This is a genomic window from Janthinobacterium sp. Mn2066 (assembly GCF_049319705.1).
Lineage (GTDB): Bacteria > Pseudomonadota > Gammaproteobacteria > Burkholderiales > Burkholderiaceae_D > Janthinobacterium.
Map to the genome: position 1 here is coordinate 450,408 of NZ_JBMOUF010000003.1, position 20,652 is coordinate 471,059.

A 20,652-nucleotide genomic window follows, 5' to 3' on the forward strand; every position below is an offset into this window, starting at 1 on the left:
GAATCGTTATGGCAGCATTGGAAAAAAATTCAGTCGTCGCCGTCATCGGCAGCGGCGCCATGGGCGCAGGCATCGCGCAAGTCGCGGCGGCCGCCGGCTATCGCGTGAAACTGTACGACACGCGCCCGGAAGCCGTCAGCAAGGCACTGGCCGACATCGGCAAGATGTATGGCAAGCTGGCGGAAAAAGGCCGCATGACGACGGACGAAGCGTTCGCCGCCACGGCCCGCCTGCAAGCTGCCGGCAGCCTGGCCGACGTGGCGGATGCGGCGCTGGTGGTGGAAGCCATCGTGGAAAACCTCGACGTCAAGCGCAGCGTGTTCGCTGAACTGGAAGCGCTGGTGGCCGATGACTGCATCCTGGCCACCAATACTTCGTCGATTTCCGTCACGGCGATTGCCGCCAAGCTGCGCAGCCCGGAACGCCTGGTCGGCATGCACTTCTTTAACCCTGTCCCCTTGATGGCGCTGGTGGAAGTGATCAGCGGCCTGGCTACCAGCGAGGCTGTCGCCGCTACCGTCTACGATACCGCTAGCGCGTGGGGCAAGAATCCCGTGCATGCAAAATCGACGCCTGGCTTTATCGTCAACCGCGTGGCCCGTCCGTTTTATGCGGAAGGCTGGCGTTTGCTCGGCGAACAGGCGGGCGACCCGGCCACCATCGACGCCGTATTGCGCGAAGCGGGCGGCTTCCGCATGGGCCCCTTCGAACTGATGGACCTGATCGGCCATGACGTCAATTTCTCCGTCACGCAATCCGTATTCGGCGCCTATTTCAACGACCCGCGTTTTACGCCATCCGTGCTGCAGCAGGAAATGGTCAACGCCGGCTTCCTGGGCCGCAAATCGGGCCGTGGCTTTTATGCTTATGGCGAGGGCGCTGCCGCTCCCGTGGCGCAGGCGGAAGCAGCGCAGCCCAAGCCGGATGTGGTGACCCTGAGCGCTGCCATTGGCGGCGATGGCCGTGGTCACAGCGGCATCGTCCACAGCCTGGTGCAGCGGCTGGAGCAATCAGGCATCGTGGTCAGCAGCCGCGTGCTGCTCGAAGGCCAGGCGCATGATGCGGCGCCCGCCCTGCATTGCAACGGCGCCGCGATCTACCTCACCGATGGCCGCAGCGCTACCCAGCGCGCGCACGACAACCAGCATCCCGACACCGTGCTGTTCGACCTGGCGCTCGACTACGCCAGTGCCAAACGTATCGCCCTGGCCCGTGCCGACCAGTGCAGCGATGCGGCCTATGCCGCTGTCGTGGGCCTGTTCCAGGCCGCCGGTTTCACGGTTACGCGTCTGGATGATGTAGCGGGCATGGCGGTGATGCGCACCGTTTCCATGCTGGCCAACGAGGCCGCCGACGCCGTCAACCAGGGTGTGTGCACGGCGGCTGCCGTCGATATCGCCATGCAGAAGGGCGTGAATTATCCGCGCGGACCGCTGGCCTGGGCTGATCAGGTGGGCATAGACCACATCGTCACCGTGCTGCACAACCTGGCGCAAGGGTATGGCGAAGACCGTTACCGCGTCTCACCGCTGCTGCGCCGCAAACTCGCCAGCGGAGCGCCATTTCATGGATAAGGCAGATCCTTCGCACCATGCGCAAGCCCTGGCCGAAGCGTCCGCCGCTTCCATGCTGTCGCGCGACAGCGCCACCGCCGCCATGGGCATGGCCCTGGCTGCAGTGCGTCCCGGTTATGCACGCATGACGATGGCGGTACGCCCTGACATGTTGAACGGCCACCAGAGCTGCCATGGCGGTTTCATTTTTGCGCTGGCCGACAGCGCCTTCGCCTTTGCCTGCAACAGCTACAACATGAACACCGTGGGCGCAGCCTGCACCATCGATTACCTGGCGCCAGCTTACCAGGGAGATGTGCTGGCGGCCGAAGCGGTAGAGCAGTCATTGGCGGGCAAGAGCGGCATCTATGACGTCAAGGTCAGCAACCAGGATGGCCGCGCGATTGCCCTGTTCCGTGGCAAATCGATCCGCGTGGCCGGCAGCGTGATACCAGAAAATAATTAAAGAACCATTGAGGAGACAAGCATGGTCCAACGTAATCCAGAGCCGAATGAGCTGGAAGCGATCGAACGCGCCAGCAAGGATGAACTGCAGGCGCTGCAGCTCGAACGCATGCAATGGTCGCTCAGGCATGCCTACGATAATGTGCCTCATTACCGCGCCGCCTTCGATGCGGCGGGCGTGCATCCGGACGATTTGAAATCGCTGGCCGACCTGGCGAAATTCCCGTTCACCGATAAAAAGGTCTTGCGCGACAATTATCCGTTCGGCCTGTTTGCCGTCCCGCGCGAAAAAGTGGTGCGTATCCATGCATCGAGCGGCACCACGGGCAAGGCCACGGTGGTGGGCTACACGCAAAACGATATCGACACCTGGGCCAATGTGGTGGCGCGCTCGATCCGCGCCGGCGGCGGCCGCGCGGGCGACATGGTGCATATCTCGTACGGCTACGGCCTGTTTACGGGTGGCCTGGGTGCGCACTACGGCGCCGAGCGCCTGGGTTGCACGGTGATCCCCATGTCCGGCGGCCAGACGGAAAAACAGGTGCAGCTGATCCAGGACTTCAAGCCATCCATCATCATGGTCACGCCCTCCTATATGCTCAATATCATCGAGGAATTCACGCGCCAGGGCCTGGACCCGGCCGAATCGTCGCTGAAGGTAGGCATTTTCGGCGCCGAACCCTGGACGGACGCCATGCGCGCCGAAATCGAAGTACGGGCCGGCATCGACGCCGTCGATATCTACGGCTTGTCGGAAGTGATGGGGCCAGGCGTAGCGTCCGAATGCATCGAAAGCAAGGATGGCCCCGTGATCTGGGAAGACCATTTTTACCCGGAGATCATTGACCCGGACACGGGTGAGGTGCTGCCCGACGGCGAAGAGGGTGAACTGGTATTTACCTCGCTGTCGAAGGAAGCGCTGCCCATCATCCGCTACCGCACGCGCGATTTGACGCGCCTGCTGCCGCCCACCTCGCGCTCCATGCGCCGCATCGGCAAGATCACGGGCCGCTCGGACGATATGCTGATCATCCGCGGCGTGAACGTGTTCCCCACGCAGATCGAAGAACTGATCCTGAAAATGCCGAAGCTGGCGCCGCAATACCAGCTGATCGTCACGCGCGACGGCCATCTGGACAAGCTCGAAGTGATCGCCGAACTGCGCCTCGATCTCTCGACCACCATTTCGTCCAGTGAGACGGACGCCCTGGCGCGCGAACTGGAGCACCGCATCAAGACGCACGTGGGCGTGAGCACGCGCGTGCGCCTGGTGGCCGCTTCCGGCATCGAACGCACCCTGACGGGCAAGGCCAAGCGCGTGATCGACCAGCGCCCGAAGAATTTTTCTTAAACGATTTTGCAGGATAGACCATGAACGAAGCATTTATCTGTGACGCCGTGCGCACTCCCTTTGGCCGCTATGGCGGCGCCTTGTCCAGCGTGCGCGCCGACGACCTGGGCGCACTGCCGATCGCCGCGCTGATCGCGCGCAATCCCTCCGTCGACTGGGCTGCCATCGACGACGTGTTTTATGGCTGCGCCAACCAGGCGGGCGAGGACAACCGCAACGTGGGCCGCATGGCCGCGCTGCTGGCGGGCTTGCCTGTCGATGTGCCGGCCAATACCATCAACCGCCTGTGCGGCTCCAGCCTGGATGCGGTGGGCCTGGCTGCCCGTTCGATCAAGGCTGGCGAGGCAGAGCTGATCATTGCCGGCGGCGTGGAAAGCATGACGCGCGCGCCTTTCGTGATGGGCAAGGCCGACAGCGCGTTTTCGCGCGCCGCAAAAATCGAAGATACGACCCTGGGCTGGCGCTTCGTGAACGGCAAGATGAAGGCGCAGTACGGCATCGACACCATGCCCGAAACGGCGGAAAACGTGGCCGCGGAATTTGGCATCAGCCGCGCCGACCAGGATGCCCTGGCCCTGCGCAGCCAGCAGCGCTGGGCGGCCGCCCACGCGGCCGGGGTGTTCGAGCGCGAAATCGTGCCCGTCGCCGTACCGCAAAAGAAGGGCGATCCAAAGTTGGTGATGACGGACGAACATCCGCGCCCTGACACTACGCTGGAGATGCTGGCCAAGCTCAAAGGCGTGGTGAAAGCCGACGGCAGCGTCACGGCCGGCAATGCCTCTGGCCTCAATGACGGCGCTTGCGCCATCCTGCTGGCGTCCGCCGCTGCGGTGGACAAGTACAAGCTGAAAGCGCGGGCGAAAGTGCTGGGCATGGCCACGGCCGGCCTGGCGCCGCGCATCATGGGTTTTGGCCCGTCGCCAGCTACGCGCAAGGTGCTGGCGCAAACGGGCCTCACCATCGAGCAGATGGATGTGATCGAACTCAATGAAGCATTCGCCGCGCAGGCGCTGGCCGTTACGCGCGACCTGGGCCTGGCCGACGACGCTGCCCACGTGAACCCGAATGGCGGCGCGATCGCCATCGGCCATCCGCTGGGCGCCTCGGGTGCGCGCCTGGTGATCGCTGCCCTGAACCAGCTGGAGCGTACGGGCGGGCGCTATGCGCTGTGCACCATGTGCATCGGCGTGGGGCAGGGGATTGCGGTGGTGATCGAGCGAGTATAAACAAAGGCAAGCGGAGAACAGCATGGTCAAAGTGTATGAAATCAATGGTGTGACTCCGGTGGTCCATCCCTCGGCCTATGTGCATCCGACGGCCGTATTGATCGGCGACGTGATCGTCGGTCCGCGCTGCTATATCGGGCCGCTGGCCTCGATCCGGGGCGACTTCGGCCGCTTGATCCTGGAAGAGGGCGCCAACCTGCAGGATACCTGCGTGATGCACGGCTTTCCCGGCTGCGACACGGTGGTCGAAACCGATGGCCATATCGGCCATGGCGCCGTGCTGCACGGCTGCCGCATCGGCCGCAACGCGCTGGTCGGCATGAACGCCGTGGTGATGGACAACGCGATCATCGGCGAGGAATCGATCGTTGCCGCCATGAGTTTCGTGAAGGCGGGCATGATCGTCGCGCCGCGCAGCATGGTAGTCGGTACGCCCGCCAGGGTGATGCGCGCCTTGAGCGACGAAGAAATCGCATGGAAAAGCGCGGGCACCCGCCAGTATCACGAACTGGCCGTGCGCTCCATGCACACCATGCGTGTAGTGGACGCCCTGACGGAAATCGAAGCCGATCGCCAACGCCTCAATTTTGAATCTGCGCTGCCGCTGCATTTGCATAAGAACGCTGGCGCTCAGTAAAAACCAACATAGGAGTACCAACATGGCTCAAATATCCACCCTGCAAAGCTTGATCGCCGGCCGCTGGCTGGGCGAAAGCGCGGCCGTGCCGCTGCATAGCGCCTTGAATAACCGCGTGATTTATCACACGCATGCGGAAAAAATCGATTTCGACGAAGCCGTGACCTATGCGCGCAAGACGGGCGTGCCCGGCTTGATGGCGCTCGACTTCCAGCAGCGCGCCGCGCGCCTGAAGGCACTGGCCCTGTACCTGGTCGAACGCAAGGAAGAACTGTATGTGATCTCCCACCTGTCGGGCGCCACGCGTGCCGACAGCTGGGTCGATATCGAAGGCGGCACGGGTACCCTGTTTGCCTACGCCAGCATGGGCAGCAATGAACTGCCATCGTCGAACGTGCTGCATGAAGGCCCGGCCATCGCGCTTGGCAAAAAAGGCGGTTTCGCCGGCACGCATATCCTGGTGCCGCGTGGTGGCCTGGCCGTGCATATCAATGCGTTCAACTTCCCGATCTGGGGCTTGCTGGAAAAATTCGCGCCCAGCTTCCTGGCCGCCATGCCCTGCATCGCCAAGCCCGCCACGGCGACCAGCTACCTGACGCAGGCCGTCGTGCGCATGATGCACGAATCGGGCTTGCTGCCAGAAGGCAGCTTGCAGCTGGTGATCGGCTCCACCGGCGACTTGCTGGACCGCCTGAACGGCCAGGACTTCGTCACCTTTACGGGGTCCGCCGCCACTGCCGCCAAGCTGCGCACCAACACTAACCTGATCGCCCAGTCCGTGCCATTCAATGGCGAAGCCGATTCGCTGAACTGCGCCATCCTGGCGCCCGATGTGACGCCCGACGACGTGGAGTTCGACCTGTTCGTCAGGGAGGTGGTGCGCGAGATGACAGGCAAGTCCGGCCAGAAGTGCACGGCCATCCGCCGCATCATCGTACCCGATCATTTGCTCGACGCCGTCGGCACGCGCCTGCGCGAACGCCTGGCCAAGGTGGTGGTCGGCGATCCATCGATCGAAGGCGTGCGCATGGGCGCACTGGCGTCGAAAGAGCAGCAAAGCGACGTGGCTGAAAGAGTGGCCATGCTCGCGCAGGGCAATCAGGTGGTGTTTGGCGCGGCTGACGGTTTCAATCCGCTCGGCGATGGCGCGCAGGACGGCAGCTTCTTTGCGCCGACCCTGCTGATGTGCCGCGATGCGCACAGCAACGACGTGGTGCATGACGTGGAAGCGTTCGGCCCCGTCAGCACCATGATGGGCTATGGCGACTTCGACGAAGCGCTGGCCCTGGCCGCGCGCGGCAAGGGTAGCCTGGTCAGCACCCTGGTCACGCGCGATCCAAAGATCGCCGCGCGCGCCGTGCCGGCGATGGCCGCCACGCATGGCCGCGTGCACGTGCTCGAACGCGTAGCGTCCGTCGATTCGACGGGCCATGGTTCGCCTCTGCCGCAACTGAAACATGGTGGCCCAGGCCGCGCCGGTGGCGGCGAAGAGCTGGGCGGCGTGCGCGCCGTGCGCCACTACCTGCAGCGGGCGGCAGTACAGGGTTCGCCGACCATGCTGGCGGCAATCACGGGCGAATACGTGCGCGGCGCGGAAGTCAATGAAAGCCCGATCCACCCCTTCCGCAAACACTTTGAAGACTTGAAGACGGGCGACTCCCTGCTGACGCACCGGCGCACCGTCAGCGAGGCGGACATCGTCGCTTTCGGCGGCATCTCGGGCGACTTCTTCTATATGCACTTCGATGAAATCGCTGCAAAAGAGTCGCAGTTCGGCAAGCGCATCGCCCACGGCTATTTCGTGCTGTCGGCCGCGGCCGGCCTATTCGTCTCGCCTGGCGTGGGCCCCGTGCTGGCCAACTATGGCCTGGACAACCTGCGCTTCGTCGCCCCGGTCGCCATCGGCGACACCATCCGCGCGCGCCTCACCTGCAAGCGCAAGGTCGACCGCAACCGCAAGGACGTCTTCGGCGTGGGCCAGGGCGTGGTCGCGTGGGACGTGCAGGTGACCAACCAGAATGATGAACTGGTGGCCAGCTACGATATTTTGACTTTGGTCTCGAAGCGCGAATAAGTTAGCGATTCAAGCAGAACGGATCGTCGATGCTGTGCGCCGGCTGCGTGAACCAGCGGGGACCATTTTCCGTCATATAAAAATGGTCTTCGTGGCGGATGCCGAATTCGCCGGGGATGCAGATCATCGGCTCGTTCGAGAAGCACATGCCCACGTCCAGCGGGGTCGTGTCGCTGCCGACCAGGTACGGCCATTCATGGATGTCCAGGCCGATGCCATGGCCCGTACGGTGCGGCAGGCCTGGCAGCTTGTAGCCGGGGCCAAAGCCATCGGACGCCAAAGAGGTGCGGGCGGCGCGGTCCACATCGCCGCAGGGCACACCCAGTTGCGCCGCAGCAAACGCCACTGCCTGCGCCTTCTTTTCACTGTTCCACACGCTGCGCTGGCGCTCGCTGATGGGACCGTACACATAGCTGCGCGTGATATCGGAAATATAATTCATCACCTGGCAGCCGGTATCGATCAGCACCATGTCGCCCGGTTTCAGGGTTTGCACGTAGTTTACGCCATGCGGATACGCGCTTGCTTCGCCAAACAGCACGATGCAGAAATATGAGCGCGGTGCACCGACCTTGCGGTGCGCGCGCTGGATGAATTCTTCCACTTCGGTTGTGGTGATACCTTCGTACAGCATGCTGGCCGTGGCCACGTGCACGGCCAGGGTCATGTCCATCACGCGCTGCATCAGGGCGATTTCCGCCGGCGACTTGCGGCTGCGGCAGTATGCCGTCACCGTACGGGCATTTTCCAGCGCATAGCCGGCAGCCAGCGGCTTGATGCCATCGTAGATGAAGAAGGCCGCGCTTTCGCAGATGCCCACGCGCGGCGGATGCGCCGCATCCTGCTGGACGCCCATGCGGGCCAGCACATCGACAAATAACTGATACGGGCTTTCATGCTCTTCCCAGCAATTGACTTTGCCTTCGACCAGCATGAAGCCTTGCAGGGTGCTTTCTTCAAACGCGGGAGCGATGTATTCCAGATTGCCTGTGGCCGGCAGGATGGCGCCCACCATGCGTTCGCTGGCATACCATTTGGTGCCCGTGAAGTAGGTCAGGTTGGCGCCTGCGTTCAGGTAGATGGCGGCGATGCCCTGCTCGCGCATATGGGCTTGCGCCCTGCTGATGCGTTGAGCGTGTTCGTCCTTGCCGATGGGGACCATGCCGGCCGTCATGTCCGACAGCGACGCCAATGCCTGTTCGATGGAAGTGCCACCTATGTTCATGCCTGCTCCTTTGTGCCTGATGCTTGCGAAAGGAGGTCATGATATCAGTTTGGCGTTTTCGGCTGGAGGCCGGGCGCGCTGCCGCTGGCGTCAGGCTGGACCAGCACCAGGTCGTGCGGATACGTGAATTGCCAGTCTGCGTAGCGCTGCTTGTGGCGCAGGCCGGCGTCCTCGTCGAGGAAATTGTCCTGCTTGACGGGTAGTTGCGGCGACAATGAATGGACGCCGACGATGCGTCCTTGCTGCAGCAGCAAACCCCATTCCGCCTTTCCCGTGACGGGGTCCGCATACAGGCGGCGCAGATGGCGTTTGGCGTTTGCAGAGCGGGGATCCTGCAGCAGTTCCTGCAAAGTCAATGGGTAGCGCGGCCGGCCATCGCTCGGCGTGCTTGCATGATAACGTTCCAGCGCGTTGCGGAATTCATGGCCGATGAACAGCAGTTCGCGCTCCTTTTCGCGCCGCGCAGCCGTGGCGTACAGATCGCTGGCCAGCGCCAGGCCCACGCCCATGAAAGCGACCAGCAGCAGGGTCCAGATATAGGCAAAGCCACCAGCCTTGCGCTGCCGCGGGATGTTAAAGCTGTTCAAACGGGATGCCCTCGCGCGTCTTTCCCTTGGCGCCGCTGCGTACATCGGCCACGCCGCTGATGTCGCTGTTCGGCGAGGTCACCAGCTGCCAGGTGGTGGCGGACTCCGTGACGGGGTCGAGCGGCACGCTGCGAAAATAATGGTGGGTGACCAGGTCGGCCAGTGCGGCCGGATATTCTCCCTTGTCGGCATAGTATTTATCGAGGCCGCTCCTGAGCACTTGCAGGTTTTCCCTGAGCGCGATTTCCTTTGATTTTTCCACCGAGCCGAAATAGCGGGGGATGGCGATCGTCAGCAGCAGCGAGATAATCGCCAGCACCACCAGCAGCTCGACCAGGGTAAAGCCGCCATGGCGGCGTGGGAATGACAGGCGCATGGAAGTCACCATTGATTGAGCGGCACGCCGTTCAGGCCCACCCTGGTCGAACGTGAAGCGACATCGAACACGTCTTCGCCTTCGCTGGGACTGTCGGGTGGCGAGGCATAGGCGCGGCGGTTCCAGCTGTCGGCTGCGCTACCGTTTTCTTTGGCTTGAAACGGATCGCGTGGCAGGCGGCGCAAGAAATACATGTTTTGCTTGGAAGCGCTGCGCTGGTCGGGCACCCCCTCGACCAGTTCTTCCAGTCTTTTCGGATAACCGGAACCACCGAGCGACAGCTTGATGCGGCCATTGTCCGAAGCCCGCTTGTAGGCGTCGATCGCCTCGCGTATCTCGATCAGGGCCGTGCGCAGTTCATGCTCCTTTGCCCTTTGCAGCGCCACCTGGGCCATCGGCACGGCGACCGCCGCCAGGGTCGCCATGATGGCCAGCGTGATCATCAGCTCGATAAAGGTAAAGCCCCGCTGTTTCACTGGCCACCCTTGACATTGGCTGCTGGCGTGACGGTCTGGATTGCTGCTGGCGTATCGTCGCCGCCCGTCATCGGCGAGCTGGCGCGCGCTGGAGTCTCTGGCACGGAGGAGGCGTCAGTCCCGCCGCCAACGCTGGCCCGGCCACCCACGGCCGTTTCGGTGCCCGAATTGAATTCGGCCGTCGTCAGGTCCGGGCGGCGGATGCTGCGCAGCAGGCGCGGCGTGATCGACAGCACGATTTCGCTGCGCATGGCGTCGTCCTTCTGGCTGCCGAACAGGCGGTTCAGCACGGGCAGCTCGCCCACGCCGGGCACCTTGTTGGCGGTGCCCCGGTCTTCATCGCTGATCAGGCCCGCCAGCACCTGCGTTTCGCCATCGCGCAGGCGCAGCACGGTCGACGCGCTGCGCGTACCGATCTGGTAAGCCTGCGTGCCCGTCTTGCTGATCACTTCCTTGACCACGTTCGATACTTCCAGATTCACCTTGATGGCCACTTCGTCGTCCAGGTAGACGTTCGGTTCGACGTCGAGTTTCAAGCCTACGTCGAGGTAGTTGACGCTGTCCGAACTGACGCCATTGTTGGTGGTGACGGTAATCACGGGCACCCGGTCGCCGATCAGGATCTTGGCTTTTTCCTTGTTGCGCACGCGGATGCGCGGATTGGCCAGGATATTGCTGTCGCTATCGGTCTTGTTGGCATTGAGCGTGACGCCGCCTACGCCCAGATTGATATTGTCGCCGTTGATATGGCGCAGGTCGGAGACCTTCAGGCCACCGAATCCATTACCGATGCCGGCCAGGGTCAGGTTGGCCTGGTCCGGCCAGCGCACGCCCAGCTCCATCAGGCGCGTGCGTTTGACTTCCAGCACCTCCACTTCCAGCATCACTTCGGGGTCGGCCAGGTCTTGTACATTGATGATGCGTTCGGCCATGCGCACCATTTCCGGCGTATCGCGCAGCATGATGATGCCCAGCCGCTCGTCGGTGACGATATCCTTGGCCTTGAGCAGGGTCTTGATGGAATAGGCGACCGTCTTGACGTCGGCATTGGCGAGGAAAAAAGTGCGCACCACCAGCTGCTGGTAATCCTTCACTTTTTGCGGCGTGTTCGGATAGATGGTGATCGACTTGTCGCTGGTGACGCTTTGCTCAAGCTGGTTTGCGCCCAGCAGCATGGCGATGGCTTCCTCGATGCTGGTATCGCGCACGGAAATGGTGGCGCGCAGGCCGGGATCGACTTCCTTGTCGAAGACGAAGTTCAGGCCCGAGACCTTGCTGATGAAATCGAACACGGAGCGCAGGGGCGCATCGCGAAACTCGAGGGTCACCGGTTTGCGGTAGGCGGCAGCGAGCTTGCCGCCGGCTGGCCGGTTCCTGGCCTGCTCGTCGCTGATGCGGTTTTGCAGGTTTAATGCGTCGCGTTGATTGGGGCGTTCATGCAGCACCTGGCGCAGGGCTTCCTGCGCCAACGCGATATTCGCCTCGCCGCCCCGCTTGTAGCTGGCGTCCGCCTCCGCTACCAGCTTGCGGAAACGTGCATCCTGTGCCACGCCATCGAGCCCTCGTTGCGCCACGTCGTTGCTGGCGTCGATGGCCAGCGCCTGCCGGTACAGCGCCTGCGCTTCTGGCAGCAAGCCTTGCTGGCGCAGTGCGTCGGCGCGGCCATTCAGGTTGTTCAGGGCGCGCATCTTGCCGTTGGTGGCGGCGATACGGTATTTGGCATTGGTCGGCTCGGCTTGCGCCGCTTGCTCCAGCAAGGCCAGTCCCTGTTCCGTGCGGCCAGCGCCCAGCATGGCCTGGCCCTGATCGTAGGCCGTGTTGCTGGCGCAGGCTGCCAGCAAGGATAACAAAGGCAGCAGGGTGATCATGCCGGGTGTGCGTCGTTTCAATTGAGGTCCTCTACGGCGAGTGTCTGTTTCAGGTTAAGCGGCAGATAAGTAAATTGCAGGGCGCCCTGTACCACGCCGTCGAAGCGGTAGCGTTCTTCCAGCAGGTCGCCGGGCCGCGCCACCACATTGCGTTCGCCCGCCTGCAGGAAGTAGGCGGCCTTGCCTTCATCGACAAAGCGCCCGAGGAACTGGAAGGGCAAGGGCGGCGGTGCGTTGGGATCGGCAGCCACTGCTGGCGTGGACGCTTGCTGGTCGGGCATGATTTTTTGCGGTGTCCCTGCCTGCCAGCTTTGCCTGGCAAACAGGGTGGCCGCTTCCTCGTCGTCGTCAAGATTGCGGCGTGGATGAATCGCCAGCGCGGGATTGGTCGCCGGCGCAGCTGCCGCCGCGAGGGATACCGGCGCGGGCGCCCGTTCCACCTGGCGCGTGTTGGCGGTGGCCGCGCCCACGATGCTGCCCTCGTCTTCGGGGGCGAAGATGGCAGCCAGCAGCGTCGCCACGGCGGCGGTAGCGAGCACGATTTTTTTCATGGCCGGGCCTCCGGCTGCTTCACCAGCAGGATGAACTGGATGCGCGCATCGATCTCGCCCGCCTCGATCTGTTCGCGCTTGAACAGCACGGAATCGAGGGTCAGCGTAGGCAAGGCTTGCAGGGCCTCGACGATGAAGGCTTGCAGTTGCGCGTATTCGGCTTTCACTGGCAGGGAAATCTGGTAGCGCAAAAAGGCCGTGTTGCCATCTTCCTGCGGCTTGTAGTCAGCCTTGGCCAGGATGACGCCGCTCTTCCGTGCCACTTCCAGCAATTGCTGCAACTGCTCGGGGATGGTGTCGTGCGCGGGCAGGTAGGCGTGGAAGGCGGCCAGGCTGTCGGCGTCGGCATCCATGTTGACTCGCGCTTGCGGCAGCGCTGCCTGTTTTGCAGCCGCCGCCAGTTGCGCCGTCAAGTGCTGCTGGCGTACGGTGAGGTCGCCAGCTTGCTGCACAGCGAAGGCAGCCAGCGCCATGCAGACGATGCCGATGGCGCCGGGCCAGCCCAGCTGGCGCGACCAGCGGGCCGCTTCCCAGGCCAGGCGCGGCGGCATGCGCATTTGCGGCCGGCGCGATACCGGCACGCTGGCCTTGAGCACGGGTTTTATTGCCGCCATTGCGCCTCCAGCTGAAAACGGTACGGGTGTTCCGGCGCATTCGCGTTCGCCTCCTTGCTCATTTCGTGCTTGAGCAGATACACGGAACTGAACATCGGCTGCTGGTTCAGGAAGGCCAGGTAATTGAGCATGTCTTGCGGCGTTTCCGCTTCGGCGGCGATTTTCAGCACGCTGGCGCCATCCTGGCCCTGCTGCGCGTTCAGGTCCAGGCCCAGCAAGGCGACGCGCACGTCGCGCGGCGCTTGCACCGTCCTGATCAGGCGCGTAACGGGTAAATTCAGCTGGCGCACGGCGGCGGCCACCTGCTTCAATTCGATATCGCGTTCGCGTTGCCGGGCAGCGGACAGGGGCGCACGCGCGGGCTGCGCTGGCTGCAGCTGCGCCAGTTGCGCTTCCAGCCGCCGCGTTTCCTGCAACTGCACCAGCCAGCCGAGAGTTGCCGGCAGCAGGATGGCGATACCCGCCAGGCACAGGAGCAAACGCCAGCCCCTGTATGCCTGCGCCGCGCCGGGCGGCTGGAATTCGAGCCGGCTCAAGCCCATGCGGCCTCCCGCATCAGGTGCGCGGCCCCGGCTACGGCGATGGGCTGGAAGCGTGCCGGGATGCCGTCTTGCGGCGCGCCGCTCAAGTCGATCAGCGCCACCTGTTCGATCTCATCGAGCTGCGGCGCGCGCAAGCTCCAGCGCTGCCAGGCCCGTTCCAGCTCATCGCCCCAGGCGGCAGCGCAGGGCTGGCTGTGGATGGCGGTGATGCGCCCTTTGCTACTGATCGCCAGCAGCAGCCGTCCCGCTTCCACCAGCGCGAAAGCGGCGGGCTTGCCAGCGGCGATGTTGCGCCAGGCGGGACCAACGATAGGTTCGATGGAGATGCAGCGGTGGCCATGTGCGGTGGTGGCATCCTGCAGACCTTGCAGCAGCGCCGCGTCGATGCCGCAGGCCAGGCGCGGCTGGCCATAGGGTGCATCGTCTGCCGTCATGCGCCAGGCGCGCGCGTTGTCGCCGTAGACGGCGCTGAACTGGCTCTGTAAAAAGCGCTGGGCGCTGGCCTGGACCAGCAGCGCGCTACTCCATGGCACCACCTGCATGGCGCACCAGCGGCTGGCCAGGCTGACGGCCAGCGGCAGTTTTTTTGTGCTGCCCTTGTCTTGTTCCAGCCAGTGGCGCAGGGCGGCCAGCGCCACTTCCCAGCTGGTCCCGGGGTTGGCGATGGGAAGCTGGAAGGCGCTGTCGGCCAGTGGGCGTCCGGCGCGCCGCACCACGCCGCGCAGTTCCTGTGGCGCCAGGTGCAGGCACTGGGTATGGTCAATAAGTGACACGATTAAGCTCCGTCAGGGTGGTTTCGCCGCGCCGCACCAGGTCCAGGCCCGCCTCGCGCGCCAGCCGGAAACCGTTGCGCGCCGCTTCTTCCTTCATCTGGCTCAGGGGCGCGCGCGTGCAGATCATTTCGCGCATGGCGTCGCTCAGTATCAGGACTTCGGCGACCGCCTTGCGGCCCTTGTAGCCGGTGCCGCGGCAATGGCCGCAGCCCTTGCCGGCCATGAAATGCCAGTCCTGCACCTGGTGCGCGGCCAGGCCGCTGTCGCGCAGCAGCTGCTTATTGGCCAGGACCTCGGCCAGCACCTCGGCGCTGTTATCGACCGCGCAATGGACGCAGTTAAGGCGCAGCAGGCGTTGTGCCACGATGCCGTTCAGGGCGGCGGCAAAGCTGTAGGCATCCACGCCCATGTGCAAAAAGCGGCCGACCACGTCGAATACGTTATTCGCATGCACGGTAGTAAACACCAGGTGGCCCGTCAGCGCCGCCTGCACGGCGATCTGCGCCGTTTCGTCGTCGCGGATCTCGCCGATCATGATCTTGTCGGGGTCGTGGCGCAGGATGGAGCGCAGGCCGCGTGCAAACGTCAATCCCTTCTTTTCATTAACGGGTATCTGCAGCACGCGCGGCAGCCGGTATTCGACCGGGTCTTCGATGGTGACGATCTTGTCGCGTCCCGTATTGATTTCCGTGATGGCCGCGTACAGGGTGGTGGTCTTGCCGGAACCCGTGGGCCCGGTCACCAGCAGCATGCCGTGCGGCTTGGCGGCCAGGCGGCGTATCTGTTCGATGGCGTCTTCGTTCAGGCCCAGGCTTTCCAGGCGCAGCGCCTGCGCCGCCTCCGTCAGGGCGCGGCGGTCCAGCAAGCGCAGCACGGCGTCTTCGCCAAAGATATTGGGCATGATGGAGACGCGGAAATCGATCTCCGCGCCTTTGACGCGCACCTTGAAGCGGCCATCTTGCGGGATGCGCCGCTCGGCGATATCGAGGTCGGCCATCACCTTGATGCGCGAAATGATCTGCTCGGCCATCGCCAGCCCCTGCACCTGGCCTGCCTGCACCAGTACGCCGTCAACCCGGTATTTGATGACCAGGCTGGCCACGTCGCATTCGAGGTGGATGTCGCTGGCCTGGAATTTCAGCGCGTCGTAGATGGTTGAATTGACCAGTTTGACTACCGGGCTGCTGTCTTCGCTGATGCGTATCAGCGAGATATCCTCGATGCTCTGGTCCAGCCCTGGCACATCATCACTGTGCTGCATTTCCTGCATCGCCTGCTGCACGCTTTCCTGCTGCTGCAAATAGGCCGCCAGGTCGTCCGGGTGCGCCAGGGCGACTGTGAAGGGGAGGCGCAGGGCGAAATCGGCCCATTGCAGCAGATCGTCCGCAAACGGATTGCCGATCACCAGCACGTGCGGCGCACCGATGGCCGCTGCCTGCATCAGCACGCAGTCGCGCTGGGCGCAATCGGTATAGGGCAGCAGGGCAAAGGCGGGTTGGCTCGCCTGCAGTGCGGCCATCGTCCACGCGGGATAGCGGAACAGGGTAGCCAGCTGGTGCAAAAAGACGTCGGGCGGCAGGCTGCTTGTCTCCTGCAGCACGGCCATTTGCGGCCGGCCCTGGGCCAGTGCGCTGGCGTGAGCCTGGCGCAGCATGGCCGCGTCGAGCACCGGCCGTTCAGGTTCGCGTGCATTCAAGATAAACTCCCGGCCAGTTCAAAGATCGGCATATACATCAGCACCACCACGCCGCCGATCACCACGCCGATGATGGTCATCAACAGCGGCTCAAGCAGGCGCGAGGCCCAGTCCACCCAGCGGGCGAATTCCTCGTCATGGAATTTCGCCGAGCGTTCCAGCATGTCGCCCAGGCGGCCCGTGTTTTCGCCCACTTTCAGCAGCGACTGCGCCACCGGCGTGGCCATGTTGGCCTGCTCCAGCGCGCTGGAAAACGGCATGCCTTCCTCGACCGCGCGGCGTGCTTCGGCCAATTGCTCCTGCTGCACCGGCAGCAGCATGGGCGCCACCATGGCCAGCGCCTTGTGCAGCGGAATACCGGCGTGCAGCAGCAGGCTCAAGGCGCGGTAAAAGCGCGCCAGGCGAAATTCCGCCGCTTTTTCCGCCAGCACGGGCAGGCGCAGCAGCCATAGCACCAGCGCCAAACGCATGGCGCGGTTGCTGATGCCGAACACCACGGCGGCGACGGCGGCGGCCAGCGTGCCCGCGCACAGCAGCGGGTGGGCGGCCAGGGTCTGGCCAAAGCCCAGCAGCATTTGCGACATCCAGGGAATTTCGCGGCCCGAGCTTTCATACACGACGCTGAACTTCGGCACCACGTAGCCGAGCAGGAACAGCGTCACCAGGCCGCCCACCACCAGCAGCATGCATGGATAAATGGCGGCTGAAATCAGCTTTTTGCGGATGGCGTCGAACTGCAGCTGGTAAGACACGAAGCGGGCCAGCGCTTCGGGCAGGTTGCCCGAGCGTTCGGCCGCGTGCACGGTGGCGATGTAAATGTCGGGGAAGATATCGGGGAAGTCGCTCAGTGTGTCGGAAAAACTCTGGCCCTGCTGCAGCGTGAGCACGATGGCCGCCAGGGTGGCCCTGGCGCTGCTGCGCGTTTCCTTGTTGTGCAAGGTGGCCATGGCTTCGCCCAGGTTCAGGCCTGCCTCCAGCAGGGCCAGCAGCTCCTGGCTGAATTGCAGCAGGTTCAAGCCTTGCTTGCCGGGCCGCGCCGGTGCGCCTGCATCGTGCGCCAGGCTGTCGTCGACGGCCAGCACGCGCCAGCCGCCACGCACGGCTGCGCGGATCGCCTCGGCCTCGCTGGCGGCGTCGATGGCCAGCGCCTGGCTGCCGGCCGGGCCTTGCACCTGGAGGTGGAACTGCATGGCCGGCTCAGGCGTGCATGAATGTGATCACGAAAAGAGACCGGCTGGAATGGGGAGCAGCGCGTGCGGTCAAGGTCGAAATAGGCATCGGTGGGAACAATCCAAAAAAAGTTCGATTCGTCGCGGGTACCGGCAGCAGGCAACTGCCATGCGCTGCCCTAGAGTAGACCGCAATTGCAAAAAAATCAATCCGTGCGTGCATGCGTTCGTGCGGGTGGCCGGCCAAGATCAAGCGGCTACCCGCACGGAGTACTGCTTACTGCACCATCAATTACTGTTCGGCGACGTCGGTACCCACGTTAATGGCTGCATAGGCGCGCTTGACGGCGGTCGCTTCCTTGCTGCCCACGCCATACAGTTCTTCCGCCGCCGCCAGGACCTTGTTGCGCGCATCGGCGTAGTTGGTGGTCGAGGTGAACTTGGTGGTGGCTGCCTTGAACCAGATGCGGTAAGCCTTGTCGCTGCCGATACCGGTCATCGCCAGCGGGCTTTGGGTCAGGTAGGGGCTGTAGTAGTCGCCGGCAGTCGACTTCGAGCCTTGCGACAGGAAGTAGAACATGCGGTTATTCGGACCGCTGCTGTAGTGGACATCGAGATTTTTCAGCGTGCTGCTCCATGCGTCCGGGCTGCGGCTGTCCTTGCTGGGCTTGTACATCCAGCGCAGCGGCTGGCCATTCTTGGCGATTTCCTTGCCCATCACCCAATCGTTGCCCGTGTTGGGAATGACGCTGCCGGTGCCGCCCGCGCGTGCATAGGCTTCCACCATTTCGCCGGCGATGTCCGAGTTCGATTCGTTCAAGCCGCCCGATTCCTGCGAATAGACCAGGCGGGAAGTGGCGTCCGTGATGCCGTGACCCATTTCATGGCCGATCACGTCGATCGAGCCGAGGTTGTTGAACGAGCTGCCGCCGTCACCGATATACATGCACTTGCAGCTGCTGTCGTAATAGGCGTTATCGTAGGCCGTATTGACGTGGGCGGCGATATAGGTGGCCGTGTTATTGCCATCCAGGCTGGACCAGCCCAGTACATTCTTGTGCGTGTCGTAGGTATTCATCAGGCCCCACATGGCGTTGACGGCTGCCGTCTGGCCATTGGCGTTGGTGGTGCTGCCGCCGCTGATGTATTGCTGGCCGTCGCCCCAGGTATTGCTGGTGTTGCTGTACACGCTGCCTGCGGTGGTGCCATGGTTGGCGTTCGTGATGGCCATCGCGCCGAATTTGCCGCCCGTGCCGCGCGTGGAATCCTTCAGCGTATAGGTGCTGCCGCTGAGCGTGGTGTTGATCGGCACCTGGCCGTTGTACTGGCTGTTGCCGATGCCGACCACGGTTTTCAGGGCTTTCCACTGGCGCAGGATGCTGCCATCCCTGGCGCTGACGACGGTGTCGTAGTAGACCGGCGTGCTGCCGCTGATCATGCGGGTTTCCACCAGATAGGCCAGCTCATAGTGGTCGACGACGTCCTGCACGTCGAGCGCGTTCAGGGAAGCTTCCGGTTTGTTTTCGGCGCCGGCCACGCGCACCGTCTTGATGACCGGGTAGATCAGCAGTTGCGCCTGTGGCGGCACGTGATCGATGGCTTGCACGCCAGTGCTTTTCACGGCGATGGAAATCGCCGCCGCAGCGCTGATGGACGGCGTAGTGTTGATATCGGTGGTTGCGCTGCGGGTGACGGAATTGACGCCGGCGCTACCGAGGCCCGACGCGCGGTCCGACACGGATTCGCTGACGATATCGCCGGCGGCGTTACTGACGACGACCGTCTCCGAACCGAAGACGGGCAAACCCTTGTAAGTGTGCTGCACCCGGCTGATACGCGTGCCGCTGACGCCTGGATGCTGGTTGCCGATGACGAAGCCATGCTCGGTGTTCAAGCCCTGGTTGCGCGCTTGTGTGGTCAGTTTGTTGACCAGGCTGGTGTTTTCCTGCGGCGAAGCCAGGCTGACCGGTGCGGCCATCAGGGGCTGTGGCAAGGGGGTGGCGGCATGTGCCGAGTTGATGGCCATCAGCGGCAGGGCGGCGATGGATGCGGCAACTATGGTCAAACGTAAATTCATTTCTGCTCCATGGTATCGGTTAGAAAATGGTGTATGAGCTGGCCGCAATGTTGGATGGCCACCCCGGTGTGTCCGGCGGCGAGCGGATGGCACACCACCGTGATCGCACCGGGTAGCGCACACTAAACTTGTCAAGTTAGCCATGTCAAAATTTTTAAGAAATGGGTCATGGCGTCGATTTTTGTTAAGAATTGAACATTTATCAGATAATTAATAAGTGAAAGTTTGATCTGCCACAAACAGCAGATTTCGTTTTGGATATGTTGCAACACTAGCAAATCGTTTTCGTAAAACACTGTTGCTTTTTTTAAATGTTGCGATCTACACTAGCTACTCGTGTTACTTGCTTGTAGGTAACATGTGATAAAAAAAAAGCGTACGCGGCAATGACCGCGTCCGTTAGCGCATCGGGAAAAAATCGGGAGTTTTACATGACGTTCTTACTGTCTTCTGCAATGGGTTTTAATCACTTCCCCTCCGGAGCGGCATTGATGCTGCATCCGCCTTCGTAGCCTCCACCGTCCAGTTCTTTTTCCCGCAAGGGTTTTTCAATGTGTGCGGTCATGCCTGCCGGCGTGGCCGTTGGCGTAGTGCGTCTTTTTTTTCAGGAAGGGATGCCGGCTGCGGGCGCGTGCGCCGACGGTAGCGGCCCCATCAACTATGCTTTCGATAGCGACTAAAGTGGAACAAATCGTGATGGAGTCGGCGTTTCTCAGCGAGGGGCTGGGACGCGGCTTGCTGAATCTGTCAGAGCTGGCGCGCCAGTTGCAGCCGCAACTGCAGAGCGACTTATGGAAGCCGGTGGGCCAGGCAGCCGTGGTGATGGCGCTGCGCCGTTTGGCCGAGCGGATGCCGCGACAGAAAAGCGGCGAGGTCGTGCTGGCGCATCGCGCGGGTGAACTCAGTACCCGCAGTGAATTGATGATTTTTACCTACCGGTATTCCGACCAGACCTACGCCTGCCAGCGCCAGTTGCTGGCGCTGGCCGCACCGCAGCGGGGAACGTTTATTACCGTGACGCGCGGCGTCAACGAGGTGATGGTGATTTGCAGCCGAACCTTGCACGGACTGGTCGAAGCGGTTTTCGGCAAGGAGCAGGAACTGGCGCGCCTTGAGCGGGTGACGGCCGTGACCCTGCACCTGACACCTGACACCTGCTACACGCCAGGCGTCTATCACGCCATTTTGCGGCGCCTGGCCTGGGACCGCATCAACCTGATCAACATCATCTGCACCTATACCGAGCTGACCCTGTTGCTGGAAGCGTCGCAGACGAGGGCCGCTTTTTCCGTGCTGTCGCAAATCGCCGCACAATAAAAAAGGCTCTGTCCTCGATAAATAGGGGAATCTTCCTGCAAGGCTGAGGTCTGACTCATCAGACCAGTCAAACAG

At 63.0% G+C, this 20,652-nt stretch carries 19 protein-coding genes; 7 read left to right on the plus strand and 12 right to left on the minus strand.

Annotated elements, in window-relative coordinates; all coding sequences use genetic code 11:
- The first annotated feature begins 8 nt into the window (after window positions 1-8).
- The 6 genes from paaH to paaZ are packed head-to-tail and all read left to right on the plus strand — an operon-like array spanning window position 9 to window position 7,306.
- Complete coding sequence (gene paaH / locus ACL9RI_RS08360) at window positions 9-1,574, plus strand: 3-hydroxyacyl-CoA dehydrogenase PaaH (RefSeq protein ID WP_422726108.1); 1,566 nt, start codon at window positions 9-11, stop codon at window positions 1,572-1,574.
- Window positions 1,567-2,019 (plus strand): hydroxyphenylacetyl-CoA thioesterase PaaI, encoded by a 453-nt coding sequence (gene paaI, locus ACL9RI_RS08365; protein WP_422726109.1) that lies wholly within the window; start codon window positions 1,567-1,569, stop codon window positions 2,017-2,019. The genes paaH and paaI overlap by 8 nt, the downstream gene beginning before the upstream one ends.
- A gap of 21 nt (window positions 2,020-2,040) precedes the next feature.
- On the plus strand, window positions 2,041-3,369 hold the full coding sequence (gene paaK / locus ACL9RI_RS08370; RefSeq protein WP_422726110.1) for a phenylacetate--CoA ligase PaaK: 1,329 nt from the start codon (window positions 2,041-2,043) through the stop codon (window positions 3,367-3,369).
- Window positions 3,370-3,389: 20 nt separating this feature from the next.
- A complete protein-coding gene (pcaF, locus tag ACL9RI_RS08375) occupies window positions 3,390-4,595 on the plus strand; it encodes a 3-oxoadipyl-CoA thiolase (protein ID WP_422726111.1) in 1,206 nt (401 codons plus the stop codon).
- Between the two features lie 22 nt (window positions 4,596-4,617).
- Window positions 4,618-5,232, plus strand: a complete 615-nt coding sequence (gene paaY, locus ACL9RI_RS08380; RefSeq protein ID WP_422726112.1) for a phenylacetic acid degradation protein PaaY — start codon at window positions 4,618-4,620, stop codon at window positions 5,230-5,232.
- A gap of 22 nt (window positions 5,233-5,254) precedes the next feature.
- The gene (paaZ, locus tag ACL9RI_RS08385) at window positions 5,255-7,306 is read left to right on the plus strand and encodes a phenylacetic acid degradation bifunctional protein PaaZ (protein WP_422726113.1); all 2,052 of its coding nucleotides are present in this window, start codon (window positions 5,255-5,257) and stop codon (window positions 7,304-7,306) included.
- 1 nt (window position 7,307) lies between these two features.
- Here the strand turns inward: paaZ and ACL9RI_RS08390 are convergent, their stop codons facing one another.
- The 12 genes from ACL9RI_RS08390 to ACL9RI_RS08445 all read right to left on the minus strand — a co-directional run bounded on the left by ACL9RI_RS08390 (window position 7,308) and on the right by ACL9RI_RS08445 (window position 19,260).
- A complete protein-coding gene (locus tag ACL9RI_RS08390; protein ID WP_422726114.1) occupies window positions 7,308-8,531 on the minus strand; it encodes a M24 family metallopeptidase in 1,224 nt (407 codons plus the stop codon).
- 44 nt (window positions 8,532-8,575) lie between these two features.
- A complete protein-coding gene (locus ACL9RI_RS08395) occupies window positions 8,576-9,118 on the minus strand; it encodes a type II secretion system protein (RefSeq protein ID WP_422726115.1) in 543 nt (180 codons plus the stop codon).
- Window positions 9,105-9,494 (minus strand): type IV pilin protein, encoded by a 390-nt coding sequence (locus tag ACL9RI_RS08400; protein WP_422726116.1) that lies wholly within the window; start codon window positions 9,492-9,494, stop codon window positions 9,105-9,107. The genes ACL9RI_RS08395 and ACL9RI_RS08400 overlap by 14 nt, the downstream gene beginning before the upstream one ends.
- A gap of 5 nt (window positions 9,495-9,499) precedes the next feature.
- Window positions 9,500-9,970 (minus strand): type II secretion system protein, encoded by a 471-nt coding sequence (locus tag ACL9RI_RS08405; RefSeq protein WP_422726117.1) that lies wholly within the window; start codon window positions 9,968-9,970, stop codon window positions 9,500-9,502.
- A complete protein-coding gene (locus ACL9RI_RS08410; protein ID WP_422726118.1) occupies window positions 9,967-11,859 on the minus strand; it encodes a hypothetical protein in 1,893 nt (630 codons plus the stop codon). Before ACL9RI_RS08410 ends, ACL9RI_RS08405 begins: the two co-directional genes overlap by 4 nt.
- Window positions 11,856-12,389, minus strand: coding sequence for a hypothetical protein (locus ACL9RI_RS08415; protein ID WP_422726119.1), 534 nt, complete (start codon window positions 12,387-12,389; stop codon window positions 11,856-11,858). The genes ACL9RI_RS08410 and ACL9RI_RS08415 overlap by 4 nt, the downstream gene beginning before the upstream one ends.
- Window positions 12,386-13,003: a type 4a pilus biogenesis protein PilO gene (pilO, locus tag ACL9RI_RS08420; protein WP_422726120.1), complete on the minus strand. Its 618-nt coding sequence runs from the start codon at window positions 13,001-13,003 to the stop codon at window positions 12,386-12,388. The genes ACL9RI_RS08415 and pilO overlap by 4 nt, the downstream gene beginning before the upstream one ends.
- Entirely contained in the window at window positions 12,991-13,545 is a 555-nt protein-coding gene (locus tag ACL9RI_RS08425; RefSeq protein ID WP_422726121.1) for a hypothetical protein, read from the minus strand. Before ACL9RI_RS08425 ends, pilO begins: the two co-directional genes overlap by 13 nt.
- Window positions 13,536-14,318, minus strand: a complete 783-nt coding sequence (locus ACL9RI_RS08430) for a hypothetical protein (protein WP_422726122.1) — start codon at window positions 14,316-14,318, stop codon at window positions 13,536-13,538. Before ACL9RI_RS08430 ends, ACL9RI_RS08425 begins: the two co-directional genes overlap by 10 nt.
- Window positions 14,305-15,972 (minus strand): GspE/PulE family protein, encoded by a 1,668-nt coding sequence (locus tag ACL9RI_RS08435; protein WP_422726145.1) that lies wholly within the window; start codon window positions 15,970-15,972, stop codon window positions 14,305-14,307. The genes ACL9RI_RS08430 and ACL9RI_RS08435 overlap by 14 nt, the downstream gene beginning before the upstream one ends.
- A 38-nt stretch (window positions 15,973-16,010) precedes the next feature.
- Complete coding sequence (locus ACL9RI_RS08440) at window positions 16,011-17,204, minus strand: type II secretion system F family protein (RefSeq protein WP_422726123.1); 1,194 nt, start codon at window positions 17,202-17,204, stop codon at window positions 16,011-16,013.
- A gap of 271 nt (window positions 17,205-17,475) precedes the next feature.
- Window positions 17,476-19,260 carry a M4 family metallopeptidase gene (locus tag ACL9RI_RS08445; protein ID WP_422726124.1) on the minus strand — a complete coding sequence of 595 codons (1,785 nt, stop codon included), beginning with the start codon at window positions 19,258-19,260 and terminating at the stop codon, window positions 17,476-17,478.
- A 681-nt stretch (window positions 19,261-19,941) separates the two neighbouring features.
- On the opposite strand from ACL9RI_RS08445, the gene ACL9RI_RS08450 reads away from it, so the two are divergent.
- On the plus strand, window positions 19,942-20,577 hold the full coding sequence (locus ACL9RI_RS08450) for a hypothetical protein (protein WP_422726125.1): 636 nt from the start codon (window positions 19,942-19,944) through the stop codon (window positions 20,575-20,577).
- Window positions 20,578-20,652 lie beyond the last annotated feature (75 nt).